20 protein-coding genes and 2 tRNA genes are annotated in these 23624 nt (G+C 68.2%); 8 read left to right on the top strand and 14 right to left on the bottom strand.

Annotation, left to right across the window (positions count from 1 at the left end; all coding sequences use genetic code 11):
• Nucleotides 1-19: 19 nt before the first annotated feature.
• Both U5918_RS01390 and U5918_RS01385 read right to left on the bottom strand, forming a co-directional pair.
• The gene (locus U5918_RS01390; protein WP_335998913.1) at nt 20-2605 is read right to left on the bottom strand and encodes a hypothetical protein; all 2586 of its coding nucleotides are present in this window, start codon (nt 2603-2605) and stop codon (nt 20-22) included.
• The gene (locus U5918_RS01385; protein ID WP_335998911.1) at nt 2605-3429 is read right to left on the bottom strand and encodes a helix-hairpin-helix domain-containing protein; all 825 of its coding nucleotides are present in this window, start codon (nt 3427-3429) and stop codon (nt 2605-2607) included. The genes U5918_RS01390 and U5918_RS01385 overlap by 1 nt, the downstream gene beginning before the upstream one ends.
• A 245-nt stretch (nt 3430-3674) precedes the next feature.
• Here U5918_RS01385 and U5918_RS01380 point away from each other — a divergent pair, with 245 nt between their 5' ends.
• Both U5918_RS01380 and U5918_RS01375 read left to right on the top strand, forming a co-directional pair.
• On the top strand, nt 3675-4028 hold the full coding sequence (locus U5918_RS01380; RefSeq protein WP_335998909.1) for a hypothetical protein: 354 nt from the start codon (nt 3675-3677) through the stop codon (nt 4026-4028).
• Nucleotides 4029-4070: 42 nt separating this feature from the next.
• Nucleotides 4071-5762, top strand: coding sequence for an ATP-binding protein (locus U5918_RS01375; protein WP_335998908.1), 1692 nt, complete (start codon nt 4071-4073; stop codon nt 5760-5762).
• Between the two features lie 19 nt (nt 5763-5781).
• Here the strand turns inward: U5918_RS01375 and U5918_RS01370 are convergent, their stop codons facing one another.
• From U5918_RS01370 to U5918_RS01360, 3 genes are all read right to left on the bottom strand, one after another.
• Nucleotides 5782-7056: a DNA polymerase Y family protein gene (locus U5918_RS01370; RefSeq protein WP_335998907.1), complete on the bottom strand. Its 1275-nt coding sequence runs from the start codon at nt 7054-7056 to the stop codon at nt 5782-5784.
• A gap of 50 nt (nt 7057-7106) precedes the next feature.
• Nucleotides 7107-8762: an FAD-binding oxidoreductase gene (locus tag U5918_RS01365; protein WP_335998906.1), complete on the bottom strand. Its 1656-nt coding sequence runs from the start codon at nt 8760-8762 to the stop codon at nt 7107-7109.
• A gap of 244 nt (nt 8763-9006) precedes the next feature.
• On the bottom strand, nt 9007-9840 hold the full coding sequence (locus U5918_RS01360; protein WP_335998904.1) for a hypothetical protein: 834 nt from the start codon (nt 9838-9840) through the stop codon (nt 9007-9009).
• Between the two features lie 139 nt (nt 9841-9979).
• On the opposite strand from U5918_RS01360, the gene U5918_RS01355 reads away from it, so the two are divergent.
• The 3 genes from U5918_RS01355 to U5918_RS01345 all read left to right on the top strand — a co-directional run bounded on the left by U5918_RS01355 (nt 9980) and on the right by U5918_RS01345 (nt 13095).
• On the top strand, nt 9980-12253 hold the full coding sequence (locus tag U5918_RS01355) for an NADP-dependent malic enzyme (RefSeq protein ID WP_335998902.1): 2274 nt from the start codon (nt 9980-9982) through the stop codon (nt 12251-12253).
• Nucleotides 12250-12648, top strand: a complete 399-nt coding sequence (locus tag U5918_RS01350) for a DUF2237 family protein (RefSeq protein ID WP_335998900.1) — start codon at nt 12250-12252, stop codon at nt 12646-12648. The genes U5918_RS01355 and U5918_RS01350 overlap by 4 nt, the downstream gene beginning before the upstream one ends.
• A gap of 108 nt (nt 12649-12756) precedes the next feature.
• Nucleotides 12757-13095: a DUF7344 domain-containing protein gene (locus U5918_RS01345; RefSeq protein WP_335998898.1), complete on the top strand. Its 339-nt coding sequence runs from the start codon at nt 12757-12759 to the stop codon at nt 13093-13095.
• Between the two features lie 337 nt (nt 13096-13432).
• Here U5918_RS01345 and U5918_RS01340 read toward each other — a convergent pair.
• The 3 genes from U5918_RS01340 to U5918_RS01330 all read right to left on the bottom strand — a co-directional run bounded on the left by U5918_RS01340 (nt 13433) and on the right by U5918_RS01330 (nt 14786).
• Nucleotides 13433-13610 (bottom strand) — tRNA-Trp (locus U5918_RS01340).
• Nucleotides 13611-13655: 45 nt separating this feature from the next.
• The gene (locus U5918_RS01335) at nt 13656-13883 is read right to left on the bottom strand and encodes a DUF5795 family protein (RefSeq protein ID WP_335998897.1); all 228 of its coding nucleotides are present in this window, start codon (nt 13881-13883) and stop codon (nt 13656-13658) included.
• 48 nt (nt 13884-13931) lie between these two features.
• On the bottom strand, nt 13932-14786 hold the full coding sequence (locus tag U5918_RS01330) for a DUF5794 domain-containing protein (RefSeq protein ID WP_335998894.1): 855 nt from the start codon (nt 14784-14786) through the stop codon (nt 13932-13934).
• Nucleotides 14787-15233: 447 nt separating this feature from the next.
• Here U5918_RS01330 and guaB point away from each other — a divergent pair, with 447 nt between their 5' ends.
• Nucleotides 15234-16721: an IMP dehydrogenase gene (guaB, locus tag U5918_RS01325; protein WP_335998893.1), complete on the top strand. Its 1488-nt coding sequence runs from the start codon at nt 15234-15236 to the stop codon at nt 16719-16721.
• A 23-nt stretch (nt 16722-16744) separates the two neighbouring features.
• Here the strand turns inward: guaB and U5918_RS01320 are convergent, their stop codons facing one another.
• The 5 genes from U5918_RS01320 to U5918_RS01300 all read right to left on the bottom strand — a co-directional run bounded on the left by U5918_RS01320 (nt 16745) and on the right by U5918_RS01300 (nt 21009).
• On the bottom strand, nt 16745-16870 hold the full coding sequence (locus U5918_RS01320) for a hypothetical protein (RefSeq protein ID WP_335998891.1): 126 nt from the start codon (nt 16868-16870) through the stop codon (nt 16745-16747).
• A 55-nt stretch (nt 16871-16925) separates the two neighbouring features.
• Nucleotides 16926-18248 (bottom strand): PQQ-dependent sugar dehydrogenase, encoded by a 1323-nt coding sequence (locus U5918_RS01315; RefSeq protein ID WP_335998890.1) that lies wholly within the window; start codon nt 18246-18248, stop codon nt 16926-16928.
• A gap of 269 nt (nt 18249-18517) precedes the next feature.
• Nucleotides 18518-18591, bottom strand: a tRNA-Lys gene (locus tag U5918_RS01310).
• A 181-nt stretch (nt 18592-18772) separates the two neighbouring features.
• Nucleotides 18773-19933, bottom strand: coding sequence for an NAD(P)/FAD-dependent oxidoreductase (locus U5918_RS01305; protein WP_335998888.1), 1161 nt, complete (start codon nt 19931-19933; stop codon nt 18773-18775).
• A 2-nt stretch (nt 19934-19935) separates the two neighbouring features.
• Nucleotides 19936-21009: a 3-hydroxyacyl-CoA dehydrogenase family protein gene (locus tag U5918_RS01300; RefSeq protein WP_335998886.1), complete on the bottom strand. Its 1074-nt coding sequence runs from the start codon at nt 21007-21009 to the stop codon at nt 19936-19938.
• 152 nt (nt 21010-21161) lie between these two features.
• Here U5918_RS01300 and U5918_RS01295 point away from each other — a divergent pair, with 152 nt between their 5' ends.
• Nucleotides 21162-22616, top strand: a complete 1455-nt coding sequence (locus U5918_RS01295) for a DHH family phosphoesterase (RefSeq protein ID WP_418771143.1) — start codon at nt 21162-21164, stop codon at nt 22614-22616.
• Between the two features lie 11 nt (nt 22617-22627).
• Here U5918_RS01295 and U5918_RS01290 read toward each other — a convergent pair whose 3' ends face one another.
• Nucleotides 22628-22924, bottom strand: a complete 297-nt coding sequence (locus U5918_RS01290) for a PRC-barrel domain-containing protein (RefSeq protein WP_335998884.1) — start codon at nt 22922-22924, stop codon at nt 22628-22630.
• 148 nt (nt 22925-23072) lie between these two features.
• Here U5918_RS01290 and U5918_RS01285 point away from each other — a divergent pair, with 148 nt between their 5' ends.
• Entirely contained in the window at nt 23073-23582 is a 510-nt protein-coding gene (locus U5918_RS01285) for a hypothetical protein (RefSeq protein ID WP_335998883.1), read from the top strand.
• Nucleotides 23583-23624 lie beyond the last annotated feature (42 nt).

Raw genomic sequence — 23624 nt, 5'->3', positions numbered from 1 at the left:
AGCGGACCTCGAATGGCGGTTACAGCCGGTCGATCCGTTCGCTCCCGTCCAGACCGCGGCGGAGCGCCCGGTCGACGGCCGACTGATCGAGGCTGAGCGCCGCCAGTCGAGCGTCCGTCTCACCGAGCGCGAAGCCGTCGTTCCGTCCGAAATGGGCCGCCTCGTCTTCTGCCGGCAGTATTGTCCCCGGATCGGGGAGCGTCTGTCCGCCCGCGAGCCGGTCGAGCCGGTCCGCCCACGGGGGCAGCGGATCCGGCTGGACGCCCCCGGGTCCGAAGACGTCGTCCCGCCGGGCGAGCAGGCAGTGGTCGATCGCCTCGCGCGCGGCGGCGAGGTCCTCTGGCGAACGGCCGCCCTCCTTCTCGACGCCGTCGAAGCGCAGCCACTCCCGACCGGTGACCGTCAGCCCCCGGTCGTCGACGACGGTCACGGACAGTGGTTCGGCGAGTTCCTTTCCGAGTTCCGTGACGAGTTCGAGGCCGTCGTCGCGGACGGCGTACTCGACCTCGTGACCGTCGCCGACGATGACGGTTCCGGACCCGGCGAGGACGTGGCCGTCGAGCGACCACTCGACGGACCGGATCGGGTGGGCGAGCAGCGACGTCCGGGTCGTCGCGGTGATCTCCCGGGATACCTCGTCGATCGTGTACTCCCCGGAGCGGGACTCGGTGTGCACGCCGCCGCCGAACCGGCGGCCGTTGAACCCGAACCCGCCCGCACAGGTGACGTGGGGCCAGGAGTCCGTCCCGGATTCGAGGTATTCGCGCTCCCGGATCGAACTCAGCACGACCGGTTCCACGCCCGGCGTCGGCCGGTCGTAGGTGACGTACTCGAGGGTCAGCCGACCGTCCGCGCGGCGCCCGACGCGACACTTCGCGTAGCGGTTCTCGCTCGTCCGAACCGCGAAGACCAGTCGCGGACCGATCCCGCCCCAGAGCCAGCCAGGCCGCGGGACGAGCGCGGCCGGAAGCATCGTCGGATGTGAACTCCCCTCGAACTCCGCCTGTTCGAGGTCGACGACGGACAGCGACCGGTACGCCTGCCCGGCCAGCGGGGCGAAGATCGCACCGGACCGGGCGTAGACGCCCGCTCCCTGTGGACCAGTCGTCCAGGCGAGATCCGCCTCCGCGACGTCGCTGACAGCGCCGACGTCTCCCGTGTCGAGGTCGACGGCCGTGCCGCTGGTGATCGTGCGCTCACCGGACCTGGCGGCGACCGGTGCCCCGCTGTCGGTCACGGGGCGACCCCCGATGGCGAGCGCGTCGGTCGTCAGTTCGACCGCGCTGAGGGTCAGCCCCGACGCGGCCGGACCGAGCGGCACGTCGAGCCCGTCGGTCCCGAACTGGGCTGCCAGCGCACCGCCGCTCATCGGATCTGAGAGCGCGTCGACGAGGAGTTCGACGATCAGCACGAGCGTCGCGCCGATCGCCGCACCGCCGATCCCGCCCGTGAGGACGCCGATGCCCGTCGCGACGACGTACACCCAGGCCGGGAAGTCGATGTCGACCTCGGGATCGTCGGCCTCGACACGCACCGCCAGGTCGCCGTCGTCGAGTTCCAGATAGATCCGGACGCGGAACGAGCCTTCGACGGTAAACGGGAAGCCCTTGGCCGACCCCTCGCCGTCGAAGGTTCCGTCGACCCGGACGTGATCGCCGTCGATGCGAGCGCGCAAGGTGCGGAGGTCGAGGTCGTCCAGTTCAGAGATGCCAGAGGTGTCCAGGTCCACGCTCCGGTTCAGCCGACAGGGTCGATCGAACGCGTTCGGGGAGACGCCGAGGCCGCCGGCGAGTGCCGGTCGCACGATCTCTGCGAGCAGCGTGTCGGCGTCGAGCAGCGCGACCACCGGTTCGGACGCGTCGGCGCTGGGCGCCCCGAACGCGTCTGGATCGCCGGTCGTGTCCGGCTGGGTCGGTAGCGCCAGCGCGAGGCCGCGCACGCCGCTGCGGAGCAGGATCGGCTCGACAGTCGCCGGCGTCAGCGGATCGTCGTCGTCGGCGACAGCGATGGCGTCGGGAGCGAGTTCGACCCGTCCCACGTCCCGTTCGAGGAGCGTCGCGACTTCGCCCTGGAGCTTCCCGCGGAGGAGCGACGGGAGCAGCGCGTTCTCGGTTTCGAGGCGGGTGACGGTCTGGGGCGTGAATCCGACCTCGATGCGCTCGACGCCCGCGTCGAAGTCGAGACCCACCTGCCGTCGGTCGGACTGCCCGCGCGGCGACCAGACGGAGATCGGGTGCTGGACCATGACGCAGCCGTCCACGTCCGCGGCGCTCATTCCGCTCTCTATGTCGAGCGAGGCCTCGCTGAATGGGAGAAACAGCGTCAGCTGCTCCGGCTCGGCCACGGACAGCGAGTCGTCGGCGACGCGCCAGTCGTACCGGGAGACGGCCCGCCGGTGCTGGGGGTCGGTGCCCAGGTGGAGCCACGGCGTGTCGAACAGGAAGTTCACCGTCCCGGTCGAGGACAAAAGCGAGAACGTCTGTCGGACCTGGTGGGGGAACTGCGACGAGCCGGCGGCGTACAGCGCCGCGAGCTGGTCGTTGAACTCCCGCTCGCTGACCTGGACGACCAGATCGTACCCGCCGGTCTCGTACGGGGTTCGCATCAGCGCACCCCCTTGGCGGGCCGCACTGTGAGCGATCGCAACCCGACGCTCGACAGCCCGGTCCGGGCGGGTTCGGGGTCGACGGCGTCGAGAACCGACGCGGGCTCGACGCTCGCATCCTCTCTCGCCAGGGCCGCCTCGACGGCGCCCGCGCGATCCGTGAGGAGTCGCCGACCGCGATCCGCGTCGTCGGCGAGCCATCGTTCCACCGCCGCGCCGGCCCGAACGATGCGCTCGGCGTCTTCCGACGCGAAGCCCGCCGCGGCCAGCGCCGTCGTCCCCCGTTTCTCGAACGCGTCAGCCGGGGCGACGCCGAGGCGGACGTCGACGTCGAAGTCGCTCGCCCGCAGCGGCTCGCGTCCGATGCGGCCGTCGGCGTCGGCTTCGGCTGCGAGCAGCCGGCTCGCGGCCGCGGCGGCGCTCCCGTCACCACCGGTCGCCCGTTCGGGACGGTCTGGTCTCGGATCGGTTTCGGCCCGCTGCTCGGGGGTAGCATCGGTTTCCGAAGGGCTGGGCCGATCAGCGACCGTCGCGTCGATTCGGTACGGCTCCGCCAGGACGGGCGTGTAAACGTCGAAGACCGCGTCGCGATGGGTCTTCAGGAGTGACGTGGTGGGCCGGATCGCCGGGTCGCTCTCGTCGAGCAGGGCCGTCGCCGAGGCGACGATGTCCGTCGCCGTCGCGTCGCCGATGCCGTCGATGGCCGTCAGGTCGCCGAGATCCGCCCGCACCAGCTGCGCGAGCGATTCGAACCCCGCCTCCGCGAGCTGGCGGGCCCTGACCGAGCCCACGCCGTCGAGTCGCTCGAACTCCTCGGCCGTCACGGTCGGTCTCCGACGGTCGCGGCGTTCACGGTGTGGGACTCCGCACGGCACTGACGGTATCGGTGCATGCCGTTGATACGTCGGCAGAGACGATTAATATAGCTGAAACGAACGGTAAACCAATTTAGTCGAACGAGGGCGCGGGGACGGACGGTCGCGAGTCGACGACTGAAACGGGGAGAAGCGATTTACCTGATGGGGGGTAACCACCCCAACAGTGCCGGGCGTGACCGGGTGCACAGACCATGCGACGCCACGAAACCACCGTGGAGGACGACACCGTCTACGTCGAGACCGACGAGGGACTGCTGGAGGTCGGCGCGCTCGACCGGATCGTCGACGCGGTGGGCGGGCACGCCTGGACCATCGAGTACTCCGAGTGGGAGAAAGAGTACTACGAGGACCTCGACACGGGGGACGAGGGGATGATCGTGGACGTCGTCGACATGACGGAGGCGATGACCCACGGCGAATCGTTCGTCGAGATGTTACACACCCACCCCGCCGACCCACCGGCGGGGGTCGAAGATGCCCTCTCGCCGCGGATGGGCCTGTTCGTCGGAAAACTGCTCGAGAACCTCGAGAGCGGGCTCGACTAGTGCGCTCCTCGATGTACGGGTTGCCACCCCGGGTGATCACTATTGGCGGTTGACGGGCTCTTTCTGGGCTACGTCCTCGTGTTCGGTGCGGCGGCGATCGCCTGTATCGCGAGCGCCGGCCGCGCACGGCGTATCGACGACCCCGACACGCGACGCGGCGTCGTCTGGCTCCTCCTCCTGAGTGGCGCCTGGGCGGCCGCCCACGTCGGCTTCCTCCTCGCGCCCTCGCCGGCGCTGAAGACCGCATTTTACATGCTCGGTCTGGTCGTCGGCTTCGCGACCGTCGGGCCGTGGCTCTACTTCTGCTCGGCCTTCACCGGCCGCTCGCTGCACCGGAACGTGACGATCCGCCACACGGCCATCGCCGTCTTCCTGGCGATCGTCCTGGTGAAACTGACGAACCCGCTCCACGGCTACTACTTCACGACCCGGGCCGTCGCGACGCCGTTCCCACACCTCGCCGTCGAGACCGGGCTGTTTCACTGGCTGGTGATGGGCCTCTCCTACGCGCTGGCGCTCGTGGGCTACTTCATGCTCCTCGAGCTGTTCATGCAGATCAGTTACGACACGAAGCCGTTCGTCGCCCTGCTCGGGGTCACGGGCCTGCCGATCGTCCTCGACGTGCTCGGGTACGAGAGCACGTATCTGGTCGACATCACCTACGAGCCGCTCGGTGTGGCCATCTTCGCCGTCGGGTTTTCGTACGTCTACCTCGATCACTTCCGACTCATCCAGCTCGCGGCGGGACACGACGAGCCAGTTGTCCTCCTCAACGAGGACGACCGGATCCGCGACTACAACGAAAGCGCGGCCCAGTTGTTCCCCGTGCTACGGCTGCCGGAGACGACCGGCGAACCGCTCGCCGCGGTGTTGCCCGTCGTCGACGACTCGCTCGCGGACGGGACGGAGATCGTCGAGATGGAGCGTGACGGGAACACGCGCTACTTCCGCCTCACCGAGAACCCGTTCGGCGTCGATCAGGGGCAACTCGGCCGGCTGATCACACTGACCGACGTCACGCACCGCGAGCAGTACCGCCGGGAACTGGAACGCCAGAACGAGCGCCTGGATCAGTTCGCGAACATGGTCTCCCACGACCTGCGGAACCCCCTCAACGTGGCCACTTCGCGGCTCGAACTCGCCCGCGCCGCCGGGGACAACGAACACCTGACAGCGATCGCCGGTGCGCACGGCCGTATGGAGGCGCTCATCGACGACTTGCTCACGCTCGCTCGCCAGGGCCAGCCGATCGACGAAACCGAGCGCGTCGAGTTACGGTCGCTCGTGGAGGCGTGCTGGGACCTCGTCGAGACAGGCGACGCCGAACTCGTCGTCGACGGGGATCTCGTCCTGCAGGCCGATTCCGACCGCCTCCAGCAGCTCCTCGAGAACCTCTTTCGAAATGCGATCGAGCACGGCGGTGACGACCTCACGATCCGCGTCGGCCCCCTCGACGACGCGGCCGGGTTCTACGTCGAAGACGACGGTCGGGGCATCCCCGAAGACGTGCGAGAGCACGTGTTCGAGTCCGGGTTCACGACCAACGAGTCGGGGACCGGGTTCGGGCTGGCGATCGTGCAGGAGATCGCCGACGCCCACGACTGGTCGATCGCCGTGACCGAGAGCGAGGCGGGCGTCCCCGCGAGCGAAGCGAGTGGGGGCTCGGAAGACGACCAGAAGTCGTCTTCCGGCGGGGCGCGGTTCGAGGTGTCCGGCGTGCAGATCGAGCGGTGACCGACGGGGCTCCCCGCCGCTACTCGAACTCGCCCAGCGACGTCTGTCCGGCGCTCGGACCGTCGTCCCCGTCCGCCTCGGAGCCGGCGAACTCGCCGAGTGAGTGGTTCGACTGGTCCGCTGACGAACCGGTGTCGGCGCCCTCGAACCCCGTCAGGCTGGTCTGCTCCGAGTCCGAGAAGTCCAGGTTCGAGACGCGGACGCCGACCTTCCTGACCTCGTCGCCCCGGAACTCCTCTAACAGATCCAGCGCCACGTCCTCGACGAGGGCGCCGTCCTGAACGGGCCCGGGGAGCGATTCGGCCCGCGTGTGCACGTCGAACGGCGGCGTGACCACTTTGATACCGATCGTCTGGTAGAGGGCGTCCTTGCCGCGCGCTCGCTCGGCGACGTCGCCGGCCAGCGCGCGGACCCGGTCGCGTTTTCGCTCCGGATCCGCGGTCGCGTCGGTGAACGCCGACTCCCGCGAGAGGCTCTTCGGCTTCCCGACGGGTTCTACGGGTCGCTCGTCCTCCCCGCGGGCGTAGGACCAGATCTCGCGGCCGCGCTCGCCGAACCGATCGGCGAGCCGGTCCACGTCGGCCTCGGCCAGGTCGCCGGCAGTCTCGACGCCCATCGAGCGCAGTTCCCGGGCCGTCACGGGGCCGACGTTGTGGACCTCCTCGACGGGGAGCGGCGCGAGGAAGGATCGGACCTCGCCGGGTTCGACGACGACGAGGCCGTCCGGTTTGTCGTGGTCGCTCGCGATCTTGGCCGCGCTCATCGCCGGCGCGACGCCCACGCTGGCGGCCACGCCCACCTCGGATTCGATCCGCGATTTCAGGTCGTCGCCGAACTGCTCGGCCTCGTCCCAGTCCACGGTGTCGGTGACGTCGAGGTAGGCCTCGTCGACGCTGACTTCCCGGACCGTGTCGGCAGTGTCGTGGAGCACGTCTTTCACCTCGCTGGCGACCGACTCGTAGTACTCCAGGTCGACCGTGCGGTAGAAGCCCGACTCCTCGGGGTCGGGGATGTCCTCGTCGTCCGGGTCGGCGTCCGCTCTCCGGGGCAGCAGTTCGAGGGCCTGGGAGATGGCCATCGCGCTCTCGACGCCGAACTCGCGGGCCTCGTAGCTGGCGGTCGCGACGGCGCCGTGAGTGTCGCCGGACTCGTAGCCCATGCCGACGACGAGGGGCTCGCCTTCGAGGGCAGGTTCCCGGAGACGTTCGCAGGCGGCGTAGAAGCAGTCCATGTCGACGTGGCAGATCACCTGCTCGCGACGGTCCCGCGCCACGCCCGGCAGCCGCCCGTCCATGACCCGCGGTTCGGACCCGCCCCACCTAAGTCCCTCGCCCGACGTACCTGTCACTCCGACTCCAGCAACGCACCGGGGTTCATGATCCCCTCGGGATCCAGTCTCTCCTTCGCGGCGCGGAGGGCGTCGCGGAACTCGTCGGGGGACTCCGCCTCGTACCACTCGCGGTGGGTGCGCCCGACGGCGTGATGGTGGGTGATCGTGCCGCCGTACTCCTCGATCACGTCCGAAGCGGTGGCCTTGATCTCGCGCCACTGTTCGAGTTCCCGGCCGACATCGGCGGGCGCGAGCAGGGTGTAGTACGGCGCTGGCCCGTCGGGGTAGACGTGCGTGAACCGGCAGGAGAGAAAGCCCGCGCCGCACTCCTCTTGCATCGTCGCGGTGACCTGCTCGGTGATCTCGGCGTGGAGCCGATCGAACTGGTCCCAGGTGACCGCGGACTCGAACGTGTCGACGATCACGCCCATGCTCACCAGCGCGTTGAACTTGTAGGGCGCCTCGAAGAAGGCCGAACGCCACTCCCCGGCGTCGTCGTTCTCGTCGTCCTCGTCACCACCATCGCTCCCGCCGGCCTCGGCGTCGTCCCGGTGTGGCCCCTCGTAGCGCGGACCACTGGAGACGGTCCCGCCACGGGCCTCGGCGATTTCGATGGCCCGGTCCAGTTCGTCGTCGACGGGGTGGTCCACGGACTCGAAGCCCAGCACGAGGACGTGGCTGCCGTCCATCGCGACCTCGTTCATCATGGCCTCGCGGCTGTCCAGCAGGCGGCAGTTCGCCGGGTAGAGCCGGGCCTGGACGATCTCGCGGGTGGCGTCGACGGCCGCGTCGAAGTCAGCGAACCGCACCGAGGCCTTCGCCCGGTGGGACGGGCGAGGCTGGACGCGTACCCAGGACTCAGTGATGGCGCCGAGCGTCCCCTCGGAGCCCAGAACCAATCGGTTCGGGTCCGGGCCGGCGCCGGAGGCCGGGAGTCGCCGCGACTCGAACTCCCCGGAGGGCGTGAGCATCCGGACGCTCTCGACGAAGTCGTCGATATGGGTGTAGACGGTGGCGAAGTGGCCCCCTGCGCGGGTGGCGATCCAGCCACCCAGCGTCGAGAACTCGTAGGACTGGGGGTAATGTCGTAGCTGGAGGCCGTGCTCGCGCAACTGGTCGTTGATCTGGGGCCCCGTCGCGCCGGCCTGGATCCGCGCGGTCCGTGAGTGCTCGTCGACCTCCAGCACCCGGTCCATCGCCCGGAGGTCGAGCGAGCAGACGCCCGCGTACCCCGCGTCGTCGCCGTCCGGGTCACACTCGACGCCCGCGACGACGCTCGTCCCGCCGCCGTAGGGGACGACCGCGACCCGGTTCTCGGTCGCCCAGTCGAGGAGGGCGCGGACCTCATCTTCGGTCTCCGGTTCGGCCACCACGTCAGGCGCGCTCTCGAACTCGCCGCGAAACCCGCGGACGATGTCGCGGTACCCGCTGCCGTAGGCGTGCCTGATCCGGTCTTCGATGGCGGTGGAACAGACGCCGGCGAGGTCTTCGGGGACCGACACGGTCGAGTCGGGGATCGACACCTCGTCGAGGGCGGGCGGGTCCCGGAGTTCGCGTTCGGGGAACCCCAGCATGGTCTCCAGCCGGTCTTTGAGTTCGCGGCGCTCGTCCTCGTCGGGGAACTTCTCGGCGTAGCCCCACCCCCAGAAACTCAGGTCGCGGTCGGACATGGCTCCCGATGTGTCGCGTGGCGTGAAAACTGCACCGGGGACGCGACTGCGTCCTCTCTGGGTAGGGGTACCTGAAAAACCGGATCCCGGGCGTACGTCGGCTGGCCAGCCGTGTTCCGGGAGTCCTGCTCTGTCGCCGATGCCAATTCCCGAACGGATACGACGGTCGTTCCCGTCGGGAACCCCCAGCGTCGTGGGGCTCCACTTCCGTGTTAGTCAGTGCCACACATAACTCTTTCCCCGATCAGCGTTCGGACACGTACCGGTGGGTCAGCGTCGCGCCGCCGAGGCCGTAGAGGAAGCCCGCGGCGTGGGCGAACACGTCGGTGACGGCGCCGTCGTCGACGATGGTCGCGGGGAACAGGACCGAGACGAAACTCACGAGCAGGAGGACGACCAGGCCCACCTGCAGCAGGTGTGGGAGTTCGTCCTCGATCCGTCGCCGGAGCGATTCCGGTGGGCCCGCGAGCTCCCGCCTGAGCCCCCAGAGGCAGGCCGTCCAGCCGATAACGACGAGTCCGCCAACTGCCAGCGAGACGCGGCCGGCGTAGATGAGGTACACCTCGAGCAGCAGCAGCAGCCAGACGCCGAGGCCGACGAAGCCCACGATCCGAAAGCCGTACCGTCGACCGAGGACGGCCAGCAGGGCGACGAAGACGAAGCCGGCGAAGCCGGCGCCGACGCCGGAGAAGCCGCGGCTCACCGGGTCGATCCACGGGTAGAACGCCCCGAGTACTGCGTAACTCGTGAGGCTCACGGCCACGGGGAGGACGAGGAGGAAGCCGGCGAACGTGACCAGGAACCAGCGGCGACGGCCGGCCTGGACGCAGAGGCCGTAGGCCACGAGCGCCGCGGCGACGAACCCGCCGACGTTGCCGAGCAGGTGTGCCAGATCGAGGTGGACGAACGCCCCGGTGTACAGCGCCAGCGGGTCGACCGCGTCGTGGTGGAGGGCCAGCCCCGATCGCGCACTCGGCGGGACGACGACGTGGATCGCGACGAGTGCCACCGCGACGGCAGCGATCAGCGCCAGGTCGACGCCGCGGAGCCGAGTGCCACCGGGGGTATCGGCGTCCATCGCGTGCATCGAGGGACGCGAGGGGCGAAAACGTCCCGGTTCCGGCGACGGGCAGGCCCTCGGCGACGCCCACCAGGGGTGTGGGACCTGCCCGCGCGGGTCGGGCACGATTTTTGTCGCCGGGGAGACTGCCCTCTGTATGGGACTGGACGAGGACGCACTGGAGTACCACCGGGCCGATCCACCCGGGAAGATCGAGATCGACACCACGAAACCGACGAACACGCAGCGGGATCTCAGCCTCGCGTACTCACCGGGCGTCGCCGCCCCCTGCCGGGCCATCGACGACGACCCGACCGACGCCTACACCTACACCGCGAAGGGCAACCTCGTCGGCGTCGTCTCGAACGGCTCCGCCGTCCTGGGCCTGGGTGACATCGGCGCGCAGGCCTCCAAGCCTGTGATGGAGGGCAAGGGCGTCCTCTTCAAGCGCTTCGCCGACATCGACGTCTTCGACGTGGAGTACGACTTCGACGACCCCGACGCGTTCGTCGAAGCCGTCGCGGGGATGGAACCGACCTTCGGCGGCATCAATCTGGAGGACATCAAGGCCCCCGAGTGCTTCGAGATCGAGGAGCGCCTCCGCGAGCGCATGTCGATCCCGGTCTTCCACGACGACCAGCACGGCACCGCGATCATCACCGGTGCTGCCCTCCTGAACGCCAGCCACATCCTCGACAAGGACCTCGACGACCTCCAGATCACCTTCGCCGGAGCGGGCGCGGCCGCGACCGCCACGGCTCGCTTCTACGTCTCGCTGGGCGTCCCGCGCGAACAGATCACCATGTGCGACGAACACGGGATCATCACGACCGAGCGCGAGGCCCTCGACGAGTTCGTCGAGCCCTTCGCCAGTTCGCCAGGGGAGAGCGGCGACCTCGCGGACGCCATGGAGGGCGCTGACGTGTTCGTCGGCCTCTCGGTCGGCGGCATCGTCTCCCCGGAGATGGTCCGGTCGATGGCCGACGACCCCGTCGTGTTCGCCATGGCAAACCCCGAACCCGAGATCGGCTACGAGGAAGCCAAGAGCGCCCGCGAGGACACGGTCGTCGTCGCGACCGGTCGCTCGGACTACCCCAATCAGGTGAACAACGTCCTGGGGTTCCCCTTCATCTTCCGCGGGGCGCTGGACGCCCGCGCGACCGAGATCAACGAGGAGATGAAAGTCGCCGCCGCCGAGGCCATCGCCCGTCTCGCCCGGACCGACGTCCCCGACGCCGTGCGGAAGGCCTACGACGACGAACCGCTCCAGTTCGGCCCCGACTACATCATCCCCAAGCCACTCGACTCCAGAGTCCTGTTCGAGGTCGCCACCACCGTCGCCGAGGCGGCCATGGACAGCGGCGCGGCCCGCCGAGAACTCGACCTCGACGAATACCGCGAGCGACTGGAAGCCCGCCTCGGCAAATCGCGGGAGATGATGCGCGTCGTCCTCAACCGGGCCACGAACGAGCCAAAGCGGGTCGTGCTGGCCGAGGGCGACGACGAGAAGATCGTTCGCGCGGGCCACCAGTTCGTCGCCGAGGGCATCGCCGAGCCCATCCTGATCGGCGACCGCGAGGAGATCTGGCGGTCGATCGACGACCTCGGCCTGGACTTCGACCCCGTCGTCGTCGACCCGGAGGACGACCAGCTCGACCCCTACGCCGAGCGGCTGTACGAACTGCGAAAGCGCAACGGCATCACCCGGACGGAGGCCGAGGAGCTCGTCGAGGACGGCAACTACCTCGCCAGCGTCATGGTCGAGATGGGCGACGCCGACGTCATGCTGACGGGGTTGACCCACAACTATCCCTCCGCCCTCAAGCCGCCGCTGCAGGTCGTCGGCACCGCCGACGACGCCGAGTACGCGGCGGGGGTGTACATGCTGACGTTCAAGAACCGCGTCGTCTTCGTCGCCGACGCCACCGTCAACCAGAACCCCGACGCCGACGTCCTCGAAGAGGTCACGCGCCACACCGCCGAACTGGCCCGCCGGTTCGACGTCGAGCCCCGGGCCGCCCTGCTCTCCTACTCCGATTTCGGGAGCGTCGACAACGAAGGCACGCGCAAACCCCGCGTCGCCGCTGATCGCCTCCGTGCCGACCCCACTGTGGACTTCCCGGTCGACGGTGAGATGCAGGCCGACACCGCCGTCGTCGAGGATCTGCTGACCGACGATTACGAGTTCACGGACCTCGACGGCCCCGCGAACGTCCTCGTGTTCCCGAACCTCGAGGCCGGCAACATCGGCTACAAGCTCCTCCAGCGCCTCGGCGGCGCCGAGGCCATCGGCCCGATGCTCGTCGGCATGGACGAGCCAGTCCACGTGCTCCAGCGGGGCGACGAAGTGAACGACATCGTGAACCTGGCGGCCGTCGCGGTCGTCGACGCCCAGCAGAACGACGACGCGAACGACGGTGAGAGCCTATGAGCGACGACGACCGCAGCGCGACGGGCGCGTCCGACGAACGGAACGTCCTCGACATGGAACTGGAGCCCTGCAGCGAGGAGCCGACGACCGGCTTCGAGCGCGACGGCTGCTGTCGACCCCACCCGGCCGACGGCGGCCGACACGAGATCTGCGCCGTCGTGACCGAGACGTTCCTGGAGTTCAGCGCCCGCCGGGGCAACGACCTCGTCACGCCCCGGCCGGAACTGGACTTCCCCGGACTCGAACCCGGCGATCGGTGGTGTCTCTGCGTCGGCCGATGGCTCGAAGCCGAAGAAGCGGGCGTCGCGCCGCCCGTCGTCCTCGAGGCGACCAGCGACGCCGTACTGGAGGACGTCATGTTCACGACGCTCAACGAACACGAGTACGAGGGGTAGGCGGGGACTGCCTCCCATGGAACCCGCCGGACCGACGCTCGTGACCGCGTGGCATGGGACCAAAATTTTAGGCAGCACCCGTTAGGGCGTCTCCCTACAGGTATCGATATGGCACAGTCGGATACCAAATCGACGGTCGGCCTCGACGGGTTGTTCAGCGTGCTGAGCGACGAGACGCGGCGTCACGTCCTCACGACGATCGCAGAGTGCAGCCCCCGGGAGGCATCAGAGTTCACGCCCGACGAACTGCGAAGCGACGAGAACGCAGCCCAGCGGTTCGAATCGGAACTCTACCACCGCCATCTCCCCAGACTCGACGCCGCCGGGGTCGTCTCCTGGGATCGGGAGGCCGACGCGATCAGGCGCGGCCCCAACTTCGAGGAGATCCGACCCCTGATCGAACTCGTGTCCGAACGCGAGGACGAACCCGCGAGCGAGTGGCCCTGATTCGCGGGCCGAAGCCCGCGTCCGGCGACCGATCGAGGATTCGATCGTGACGAAGGAGGTTCCGATCTAATGTTTTAGGCACACCAGTAATCTGGGTTGCAGCCCAATGGCCGCCGTGCCAGAAAATATCCGCTGTAGCTCCTGTGGGAGCGTCGTTTTCGGGATCGTTTCGACGCTGGCACCGGTCGGCGGAGACGACTGTCCGAGCTGTGGAGGAACGACGTTCGAACTGATCGAGACCGACGACTGAGGCCGGTTCGGCCCCAGCGTCCCCGTTCGAGTATCTGAATCACCGCACGGTATGGGCGGTGCTCGGTGACGTCGGTTCGTCAGGAAGTGGGGTCGGAGAGATTTGAACTCCCGATCGACTGATATCTCCGGTCGCGCCTCGGAACTCCAGAGGGTCATCAGCGCGGTCGATGATCAGTCGGCCGCTCAGTATATCAGTCTGGAGTTTCGTCACCGGGCGCGGTGCCTCTGGAGTCAGTCGCCATGCCGGACTTGGCCACGACCCCGCAGTAGTCGCTTGGATCAGTCTCCCTAAAGGGATTTCGATTCGGTCAGTCCCGATCGGTACTCGCCCAGTCGCAGTCCTGGCACTTCTGGCCGGTGACGAACTCCGTCACCGAGGGCATGTAGCCCACTTCGAGGACGTTCCCGCCGCAGTCGGGGCAGTCCCTGTCTGCCTCGGCGATCGCCTCGGCGTCCATCACGCTCTCGCCTTCGATGATCTCGGCCAGCTTGCCGGGCGTGACCATCCGGCCCTGGACCACGCGGTTGTCGGCCATATCCTCACTCGCGCGGTCACCCCCCTAAGCCTTCCCTTCGACGCGACACTACAGCCAGGGGGCGCGATCCTCCTCCGAGACGGTGTCGGCGCTGGCGGGTCCGACCGAGTCGTACTCGTCGTCGCCGTCTGCGTCGTCGTCCCCGCCGCCGGGCGGCCAGACGTCCTCGACCGACCGCTGCGGGTCGAAGGCGAACAGGAAGGTCATCCCGAGCACGGCCAGCGCCAGCGGCGCGTCGCCGGGGACGAGGCCGAACAGGCCCAGGGGGAGGACCCCGAGCGCGACGGCGCTCCCGAACCGGAACCGGTCGATGTCGACCACGTCGCGGAGCCACGGGCCGAACAGCGCGAGGTGGAGCGCGAAGAGCACCGCCACGAGCGCCGCAGCGGCCGCGCGGACCATCAGCTCGGGGTCGACCTGGACTACGAGGCCGGTGCCCGACGGGTCGACGCTGGCGACGAGCCCCAGGCCGATGATGATCGCCGGCCGGGGGAGGAAGTCGCCGATGCGCGCGCTCGCGGTCTGGGCCGCGACGGCCAGGATCACGAGTGCGGCGAAGCGCTCGAACACCGCCAGATCGAGCACGCCGGCGATGGTCGGCGCCAGCGCTGCCTCGACGACGGCGCCGACGACGAGGACGCTCCCGACGAGCAAGACGGACTTGGCCTGCTCGGTCGGCGAGCCGTCAATGTCGGCGAGGATGACCGCGACGGTCGCGCTCCCGCCGAAGATCAGCAGGCCGACTTCGAGGATGCCCGCCGGATCGGACAGGGCACCGGCGAGGACGAGGGCCGGGAAGATCCCGTCGAGCAGCGGGAGGCACATGACGGTCGCGAGCAGGCGCGTCGCACCGCCCACGCGCTGCTCGATGCGGAGCGCGACCGGATGCTGAGATTTACTCATTCAGTGCGAGCGGCCCTCTCCCGTGGCCATCGGGTGGTGTCCACGATATACCGGGGCGGACCGACGTCGGCCGTCGGCCGCGTCCGTCGTGGCCGCGATCTCCGCCACGCCGAATGTGCGAGTGTCGCAGAATGTGTTGTCCCCACCCGTGACCACGGGCGGTTCGCACGCGACACGCACGTTCGATTGGCTGGCGGAGTGCATACTCGTATCAAGTATTGACGGAGCCATAAACGTTGTGTGGGATACCGCCTCATGCACCACGAATCGTCCAGCCTCGACTGCGACCATTCGGTGAATGGTCCACTATCGGCGCAGATACGGTTCAAACGACCAGTTTCTCGGGCACCAATCGAGAACCGGGGACGGGGCGGATTCGACCTGTGACCGGTCCCCGCGGACGGGGCGTCTCGCAACGTTTTTCCCCCGGCCGGTTCCACGATTTACATGGCGAACGACAACGAGTTCTTCTCGGAGAAACTCCGGGTTCCGGAGGCGCTGACGTTCGACGACGTCCTCCTGCGACCCAAGGAGAGTCGCGTCGAGCCCGACGACGCCGACACGACGACCCGCGTCTCGAAGACCGTCGATCTCAACGTGCCGGTGCTCTCGGCGGCGATGGACACCGTCACGGAGAGCGACATGTCCATCGCGATGGCACGCCAGGGTGGACTGGGCGTCCTCCATCGCAACATGACCATCGACCAGATGGTCACCGAGATCGAGCGGATCAAACGCGCCGACGAGCTCATCATCCGCGACGTGGTCACGGCCAGCCCCGGCCAGACCGTCCGCGAGGTCGACGAGATGATGGAGAAGGCGGGCGTCTCCGGCGCCCCGGTCGTCGACGACGACGACGAAGTGCTCGGCATCATCTCCGGCACCGACATCCGCCCGTACCTGGAGGTCGGCGAGCGCGACGAGGTGACCGAAGCGATGACCGACGAAGTCATCACGGCGCCCGAGGACGTCACCGCCCGCGAGGCCCTGGAGCTGATGTACGACAACAAGATCGAGCGCGTCCCCATCGTCGACGACGGGAACCGGCTCGTCGGGCTGGTGACGATGCAGGGCATCCTCCAGCGTCGCCAGTACGACGACGCCGCCCGCGACGAGGACGGGAAGCTCCGCGCCGGCGTCGCCGTCGGCCCGTTCGAGACCGACCGCGCGACCGCGGCCGACGAGGCCGGCGCGGACGTGCTGTTCATCGACTGTGCCCACGCCCACAACCGCAACGTGATCGACAGCGCCCGCGAGATCGAGTCCCTCGTCGACGCGGACGTGGTCGTCGGCAACATCGGGACCCGCGAGGCCGCGGAGGCCGTCGTCGACTTCGCCGACGGCGTCAAAGTCGGCATCGGCCCCGGTTCGATCTGTACGACCCGGGTCGTCACCGGCTCCGGGATGCCCCAGATCACGGCCGTCGCGCAGGTCGCCGACGTCGCCAGCGAGCACGACGTGCCCGTCATCGCCGACGGCGGCATCCGCTACTCCGGCGACGCGATCAAGGCCATCGCCGCAGGCGCCGACGCCGTGATGCTCGGTTCCTACTTCGCCGGGACCGCCGAGGCCCCCGGCCGGGTCATCACGATGAACGGCAAGAAGTACAAGCAGTACCGCGGGATGGGCTCGGTCGGCGCGATGAAGTCGGGTGGTGGCGACCGCTACCTCAAGGACGTCGAGGAGGACGAAGACGAGGACTTCGTCCCCGAGGGCGTCGAGGCCGCCACACCCTATCAGGGTCCGCTGGAGGACGAACTCCACCAGCTCGTCGGCGGTATGAAGAGCGGGATGGGCTACGTCGGCGCGGAGACGATCCCAGGCTTCAAGGAGCGCGCCGAGTTCGTCCGGGTCTCCTCGGCCGGCCAGCAGGAGAGCCACCCCCACGACGTCGTCATCACGGACGAGGCGCCCAACTACAGCCCCGGCGAGTAGACGCCCCGGCAGCCGTCTCTCAGTTAGAGTCCCTTCCCGTTCGTCTCACACGCCGGACTACAGTACGCGTTCGCCGCGGCGTTCGACGCCGGATGCGCGCTGTACTCCTCCGAACACGTGTCGCAGGTGTACCGCTGGAAGTCGGACATCGGGCGTGACTGCGCGTTATCGACCCAAGTAATTGTCGGCGAACTAGCCACCGAGCTACACCGCGACCAGCCGGTGTACCGCCCCGGAACTGCCCCGGGGCCCGCCCTCGTCGGTCGTCAGGACGTACAGTTCCCCGTCGGCGTCGCGACCGAACGCCAGCAGGAACTCCCCCGGCGGCTCACCCTCGCCGTCATCCAGCGCGACCCGCGAGAGATCCCACAGCCCGCCGTCGTCGGGTTCGCTGGCGGTGAAGATCGTCCCATCGGCCCGATAGTCGCCGAACACGTAGCGATCCGCGAGGGGCCCGATACCCCCGGTGTAGAAGTACCCGCCGATGACCGAGATGCCGCTGATCTCGTCGCCCTCGTGTGCGTACTCGACGATCGGCTCCCGGAGGGGTGACCCGTCGGGCGTCTCGGCCGGACAGTCCTCGGGCGGCGATCCCGGCGCGCCAGCGTCGAAGCAGTGGGCCCCCTCGCGGACGTTCCACCCGTAGTTGCCTCCCGATTCGACGATGCTGACTTCCTCGTACAGGTTCTGGCCCACGTCCGCGACGAAGAAGCGCCCGTCGGTGAACGAGAAGCGCCAGGGGTTGCGGAAGCCCCACGCGAAGTGCTCGTCCAACCCGTCGCGTCCCACGAGAGGGTTGTCGTCCGGAATGCCGTACGCGCGACTGTCGCCTGCCCCGCCGGCGCCCTCACGAACGTCGATGCGGAGGACGCTGCCGAGCAGGTTCTCGGACACGTCCTGCCCGTTCCCGCCCGGATTCCCGTCGTACCAGTCCTCGACGTGTCCCGTCCCGACGTCGTTGCCCCCACCGCCGTCCCCCACCCCGACGTAGAGGAACTCGTCCGGGCCGAACGTGATCGACCCGGCGTTGTGGTTCGCCTGTGGCTGCGGGATCTCCAGTACGATCCGTTCGCTGTCCGGATTCGACCGTCCTTCCGCGTCCACCGCGAACGACGACAGGACGAAGGTGTGACTGTAGTCCTCCGGCATCCCGGACCGCAGCGGCGCGCTGTAGCGGACGAACAGCCGTCTGCGCTCCGCGAAGTTCGGCCCCGTAGCGATGCCGAGCAGCCCCCGCTCGTCGTACCCCGGATTGAGGTCGACCATGCGGTCGGTCAGGTCCAGTACCGGCCGTTCGCGCCGGCCACTCGAACCCACCAGATGGATCTGGCCGGCCTGGTCCGCGACGAAGAACCCGTTACTGTCCGGTATCGGCTCCATCCCCAGCGGCGCCGTGAACCCGGTCGCGATCGCTTCGGTGCCGACGTTCGTTTCCGGCTGTGAGTTACTGTCGAGGAACGAACAGCCCGCGAGCGTGGCGCCCACCGTCACCGCGCCCACGCGGAGGAAGTCGCGTCTGCGTCTCATACCCCGACTTCGGGCGGCCGTCGGAAATCCCTTCGGCGGCCCTGTCGCTCAACGGAACTCAGGTACCGGTGCTCGCGAGTTGCGAGCGCCAGGAATTACGGGCCGAAAGGGAGTGCGCGACCACTGTCGCGCACGTCGACCGACTCCGTCGGTCGGAATTTGAACTACGCCTGGCTGCTTCCTCGCTACGCTCGGACTCCAGCCAGTCTCGTTCAAATCCTTTCTATCGAAATTCGGCGTCGCTCGTGAGTGAGCGACGCCAGGAATTACGGGCCGAAAGGGATTTGAACCCTTGACCGACGGCTTAAGAGGCCGTCGCTCTGCCGGACTGAGCTATCGGCCCTGGCGATTCAAGGTAACGGGGTCGTATTGAAATACGTTTCCTTTCCTGTGTCAGCCTCCCGTCGGCGTCACCCGATTTCAGACCCGAAGCGTGCTTCTATCCCGAGCGCCGTCCTCTCGACGCGAGAGGTGACGATCCGAACGATGAAACGAACGCGGCCGTCACCACAGGGAGCGGTTCGTCACTCGAATCGGCTCAGACTGACCGGGGAGAGGTCCGGGACCAGATCGGTCTCGCCGTCGAGGACGAGGTCCGAGACGATCTCCCCGACGGCCGGGCCGATCTGGAACCCCTTGCCGCTGAAGCCGGCGGCCAGGACGTAGCCGTCGATCGACGGGTGAGTGTCGATGATAGGCTGGGTGTCCGGCGTTATCGTGTAGAGGCCGCTCCAACCGTTCACCACCGAGAGGTCGGAAAAGGCCGGCGCACGGTGGTCGAGGAGGTCCGAAATCTCCAGGACGACCGATTCGTCGTAGTCCGTAGAGTATCTGTCCGGGTCCGAGGGCTCCTCGTCCGTGCCGACCTCCTGGTGGAGTCCGAGTAGCACCTGGTTCGCTCCTTCCCCGCGGAAGTACACGCCCGCCTTCGACCCACCGGGCACGTACTCCATCACAGTCGGGATCGTGTAGTCGGGGGCGTCCTCCTCGGGCGGCTCCGCGACGATGACCTGTCGACGGTACGGCGCTGCGGGTAGCTCCAGCCCGGTCTGGGCGGCGAGCCTCGGGGCCCACGGTCCAGCGGCGTTCACCACCGTCTCGCACTCGACCCGTCCCTCGCTCGTCTCGACGGCCCGCACCTCCCCGTCGTCGACGGCCACCGACTCGGCGGCGACCCCGGTGTGAACGGTCGCCCCGTTCGTCCGCGCGCGCTCGGCGAAAATCTGGGTCATCGTGTACGGGTCGGCGTACCCGTCGCTGGGGCCGTAGATCGCGCCGTGGACGTCCTCGACGTTCAGGTCCGGGACGACGGTAGCGACCTCGGACGGATCGAGAAAGCGAGCGTCGTCGACGCCGTGGCGACGCTGGATACGGATGCTCTCCCTGAACCGTTCTTCGTCGTCCGGGTCCATGAGCAACCGGACGTAGCCGACCTGTGGGAACTCCGCCCTGGTCTCGTCGGCGACCCGTTCGAACGCCCGCAGCGAGTACGCCCGGATGGCGACGTCGAAGTCCGTGAAGTACTGGGTCTCGATGACGCCTGCGGACCGCCCCGTCGACCCGGACGCGAGCGAGTCCTTCTCGAGCACCAGCACGTCCTCGACGCCCGCCTTCGTGAGCGCGTTCGCGATGCTGACCCCGATGATGCCGCCGCCGACGACGACGATGGACGCGTGGTCCTGCATCCTCAGTCGGACCCCGTGACGTCCTCGTCTCGCAGCAGGTGTCGAAACAGTTCCGCCTCGCGCGCTTCGAGCAGCGCGTCCGCGTCCCTGTCGGTCCAGTCGTAGATGCCCTGACCGCTCGACGGCCCGTCGTGGCCCGATTCGACCAGGTCACCGACCGCCTCCGGGGGATTCGGGTCGGCGTCGAGGTCGGGCTGGAGGTACTTCGCGAAGGAGTACATCGTCTCCAGCCCGGCGACGTCGGCGGACTCGATGGGGCCCGTGACCGCGAGACGTCGACCGAGCGAGAGTCGCGTGACCGCGTCGATGGCTTCCGCGGAAGCGACGCCCGACGTCCAGAGGGACCACGCCTCTCTGAGCATCGCGAACTGCAGACGGTTCCCGATGAAGCCGGGTATCTCCTGATCGATGACCACCGGCTCCTTCCCGACGTCGGACAGCACGTCGCACACCCACGGGACGACGTCGTCGTCGGTCTCCGGCCCGGCGCACACCTCGACGAGCGGGATGAGCTGGGGTGGGTACCAGAAGTGGGTCGCCACGACCTGTTGGGGGTTCGAGAACGGTCCGACAAGGTCGCTCACCGGCTGGCCGCTCCCGGACCCGATGACGGTGGGCGGCTCACAGATGTCGTCGAGTTGGGCGTACACCTCGTTTTGAATCTCGCGGTCGGCTGGGACGGCTTCGAGGACCAGTTCAGCCCCGGCGGCCTCGCCCATGTCGGTCGTGGTTCGGATGCGGTCGAGGGCCTCTGCGTGCTCGCCCTCGCTCACGACGCCTCGCCCGACGAACTGTTCGAGGCTCCGGTCGATACGGTCTATGGCCTCGGCGAGACTGTCCTCGTTCCGCCCGATCATCACCACTGGCGTCCCGGCGGTCGCGAACACCTGTGCCATACCGTGGCCGACGTTCCCGTTGCCGATCACGGCGACCGTCTCTATGTCGTCGGGGACGGTCAGCGTACCACCCCCAGGTGTCGAGCGACCCGCCCCGTCGAAACGGTCCGGGAATCGACTCGAGGAGTGCGTTCTCCTGAGACAATTTCTATCATGGACATTGCTATCATCTGCTACCATCTGAAGACGAGTGGCCTGTATAAATAGGTTGGCCTGACGGCGGGTAGATGCCGTCACACGGGCGTACGCGACGTCTCGGCGCGACGCGGCGGGATTTGTGAAAGAGAAAAGGGACGTGTTATAAGTGCTTCCCGACCTGAGCCTCAATTCAAATGAGCAGCGCCATTACGATGGCCTCGATGTCTACGTATGCGATTCTCGGGTGTGGGAGCGTGGGGCACGCGGTCGCGGAGGAACTCGAAACCGAAGGCAAAGACGTCCTCATCCTCGACAAGGACGAGGGCCGCGTCGAAGCCCTCCGCGACCAGGACCTCGACGCGCGCACCGCCGACATCCGCGAGGCCGCCACCGCCGACGACATTCAGGACCGCGACGTCCTCCTGATCCTCTCCTCGGACGTCGAGGCGAACCTGGAGGCCGTCCGCAACGTCCGCGAGCGCGGCGGCGAGCAGTTCATCGTCGCCCGCGCCTCCGACCCCGTCTCGGCGGACGAACTCACCGACGCCGGGGCCGACGTGGTCATCAACCCCTCGGCCGTCATCGCCGACTCCGCGCTCCGGGCGCTGGAGACGGGTGAACTCGAGTTCAAGGCCACCCAGCTCGCCGACGTCATCGAGGACACCGACGACCGGATGGCCATCCTGATCCACCGCAGTCCCGACCCCGACTCCATCGCGAGCGCGGCCGCCCTCCAGCTGATCGCCGACAGTCTCGACGTGACCGCGGACATCATCTATCAGGGCGAGATCGGCCACCAGGAGAACCGGGCGTTCGTCAACCTGCTGGGCATCGAACTCCGCTCCCGCAGTGACGTCGACCTCGAGGACTACGACACCTTCGCGATGGTCGACCACGCCAAGGGCGGCGAACCCGAGGTGGACCACCACGTCGACATCGTCGTCGACCACTTCGAGCCCGAACACGACCACGACGCCGCGTTCGTCGACGTCCGCCCCAACGTCTCCGCCACCTCCACCATCCTCACGAAGTATATCCAGGAACTCGACCTCGGCCTGGACCAGCACGTCGCGACCGCGCTGCTCTACGGCATCCGCGCCGAGACGCTCGACTTCAAGCGTGACACGACGCCCGCCGACCTGACCGCCGCGGCCTATCTCTATCCCTTCGCCGACCACGACACGCTCGAACAGGTTGAGTCGCCCTCGATGTCACCCGAGACGCTCGACGTCCTCGCCGAGGCCATCCGCAACCGCGAGGTCAAGGGCTCACATCTCATCTCCAACGCCGGCTTCATCCGCGACCGCGACGCGCTCTCGCAGGCCGCCCAGCACCTCCTCAACCTGGAGGGGATCACCACGACCGCCGTGTTCGCTATCGCCGACGAGACGATCTACCTGGCCGCCCGCTCGAAGGACATCCGCATGGACATCGGGAACGTCCTCGAGGACGCCTTCAGCGAGATGGGCGAGACGGCGGGCCACTCCACCGACGCGAGCGCGGAGATCCCGCTGGGCATCTTCACCGGCATCGAGACGAACGAGGACAACCGCGACACGCTCCTCCAGCTCACCGAGCAGGCAGTGAAGGGGAAACTCTTCCAGGCGATGGGCGTCGACGGCAGCGAGGGCGGCAGTAACGGGAGCTAGAACCGAGAGTCTCAGGCCGCCAGCTCTTCTTCCTGCTCTTCCTCGGGCTTGCGGAGCCGTTCGATGATGTCGCTGACGAGCACGACGTCGCCGACGGCCTGCACCCAGTCGTAGGGCAGGATGACGCCGCGGTTGCCCGAGACGCGCTCGCCGAAGAGGTCGCGGTTGATGTCGTGCAGCGCCAGGCCGGTGACCTGCACGTCGTCCAGGTCCAGTCGCACGTCCTCGACTTCGCCGACGAAGACGCCGTTGCTCGAGTACACTTCCCGCCCCACGAGGGCAGTAATTTCCTGCGTTGGTCCGTCCATACGAACCCCCAGCACAGCCTCCCTCTTAACTTTTGGCAGGCGTCTGACGGGCGTCAGTCGCCGAGACGCCGCAGTTCGCCGCTGGGGTCGCTCGACCTCGACACCGACCGGTGGAGATACGTCGCTCGCGAACGAGGTTCCCCAGTACGTGACCGACCGGCAGCGCTCACTCCGGGACCTGTACTACGCCGCGGAGACCGCCCTCGTCGCTCCCGGCATCGCCGCCCACGAGGCCGCCCACCTGTTGGCCTGTCGACTCGCCGGCGTCGAAGTCCTCGGAACGAGCGGGCTGAATCCCTTCGCCTCCGAGGCGTATCTGGATCACGAGCGCGTCGAGTCGTTCCCCGCCGACCTCCTCATCGCCGTCGCGCCCCTGCTCTGCAACACGCTCCTCGCGGTCGGTGCGTTCGCGCTCGCACCCGCAGTTTCCTCGCCGGTCGTCGCCGTTCCACTCTACTGGCTCGGTGCGTGCTTTGCACTGACGGCCTTCCCCAGCGTCGGCGATACCGAGACGCTCATGGAGACGGCCGGCAGTCTCCCCCGCACGGTCCGTCCCGCGGGCTACCTGCTGGCCGCGCCGCTGCGGCTGTTCACCGTGATCCCCGGCTCCGCCGGCGTCGCGGGCCTGGTGTTACTGCTGGTGCTCGTTCCCGTTTGACGATCGTGGGAGTCGACGAACAGACGGTACGCCTTCCGGGCC

The organism is Halorientalis sp. LT38 (assembly GCF_037031225.1).
GTDB classification, from domain to species: domain Archaea; phylum Halobacteriota; class Halobacteria; order Halobacteriales; family Haloarculaceae; genus Halorientalis; species Halorientalis halophila.
This window is presented reverse-complemented; position numbering and strand designations above follow the sequence as displayed.

Excerpts from the sequence above, each read along its gene's own strand:
- U5918_RS01390 (WP_335998913.1), bottom strand. The coding sequence starts at position 2,605 with ATGCGAACCCCGTACGAGACCGGCGGGTACGATCTGGTCGTCCAGGTC.
- U5918_RS01370 (WP_335998907.1), bottom strand. The coding sequence starts at position 7,056 with ATGGACGGGCGGCTGCCGGGCGTGGCGCGGGACCGTCGCGAGCAGGTG.
- U5918_RS01345 (WP_335998898.1), top strand. The coding sequence starts at position 12,757 with ATGGCACAGTCGGATACCAAATCGACGGTCGGCCTCGACGGGTTGTTC.
- U5918_RS01355 (WP_335998902.1), top strand. The coding sequence starts at position 9,980 with ATGGGACTGGACGAGGACGCACTGGAGTACCACCGGGCCGATCCACCC.
- U5918_RS01305 (WP_335998888.1), bottom strand. The coding sequence starts at position 19,933 with ATGCAGGACCACGCGTCCATCGTCGTCGTCGGCGGCGGCATCATCGGG.
- U5918_RS01330 (WP_335998894.1), bottom strand. The coding sequence starts at position 14,786 with ATGAGTAAATCTCAGCATCCGGTCGCGCTCCGCATCGAGCAGCGCGTG.
- U5918_RS01315 (WP_335998890.1), bottom strand. The coding sequence starts at position 18,248 with ATGAGACGCAGACGCGACTTCCTCCGCGTGGGCGCGGTGACGGTGGGC.
- U5918_RS01320 (WP_335998891.1), bottom strand. The coding sequence starts at position 16,870 with ATGTCCGACTTCCAGCGGTACACCTGCGACACGTGTTCGGAGGAGTAC.
- guaB (WP_335998893.1), top strand. The coding sequence starts at position 15,234 with ATGGCGAACGACAACGAGTTCTTCTCGGAGAAACTCCGGGTTCCGGAG.
- U5918_RS01350 (WP_335998900.1), top strand. The coding sequence starts at position 12,250 with ATGAGCGACGACGACCGCAGCGCGACGGGCGCGTCCGACGAACGGAAC.
- U5918_RS01360 (WP_335998904.1), bottom strand. The coding sequence starts at position 9,840 with ATGGACGCCGATACCCCCGGTGGCACTCGGCTCCGCGGCGTCGACCTG.
- U5918_RS01335 (WP_335998897.1), bottom strand. The coding sequence starts at position 13,883 with ATGGCCGACAACCGCGTGGTCCAGGGCCGGATGGTCACGCCCGGCAAG.
- U5918_RS01380 (WP_335998909.1), top strand. The coding sequence starts at position 3,675 with ATGCGACGCCACGAAACCACCGTGGAGGACGACACCGTCTACGTCGAG.
- U5918_RS01290 (WP_335998884.1), bottom strand. The coding sequence starts at position 22,924 with ATGGACGGACCAACGCAGGAAATTACTGCCCTCGTGGGGCGGGAAGTG.
- U5918_RS01365 (WP_335998906.1), bottom strand. The coding sequence starts at position 8,762 with ATGTCCGACCGCGACCTGAGTTTCTGGGGGTGGGGCTACGCCGAGAAG.
- U5918_RS01300 (WP_335998886.1), bottom strand. The coding sequence starts at position 21,009 with ATGGTAGCAGATGATAGCAATGTCCATGATAGAAATTGTCTCAGGAGA.
- U5918_RS01295 (WP_418771143.1), top strand. The coding sequence starts at position 21,162 with ATGAGCAGCGCCATTACGATGGCCTCGATGTCTACGTATGCGATTCTC.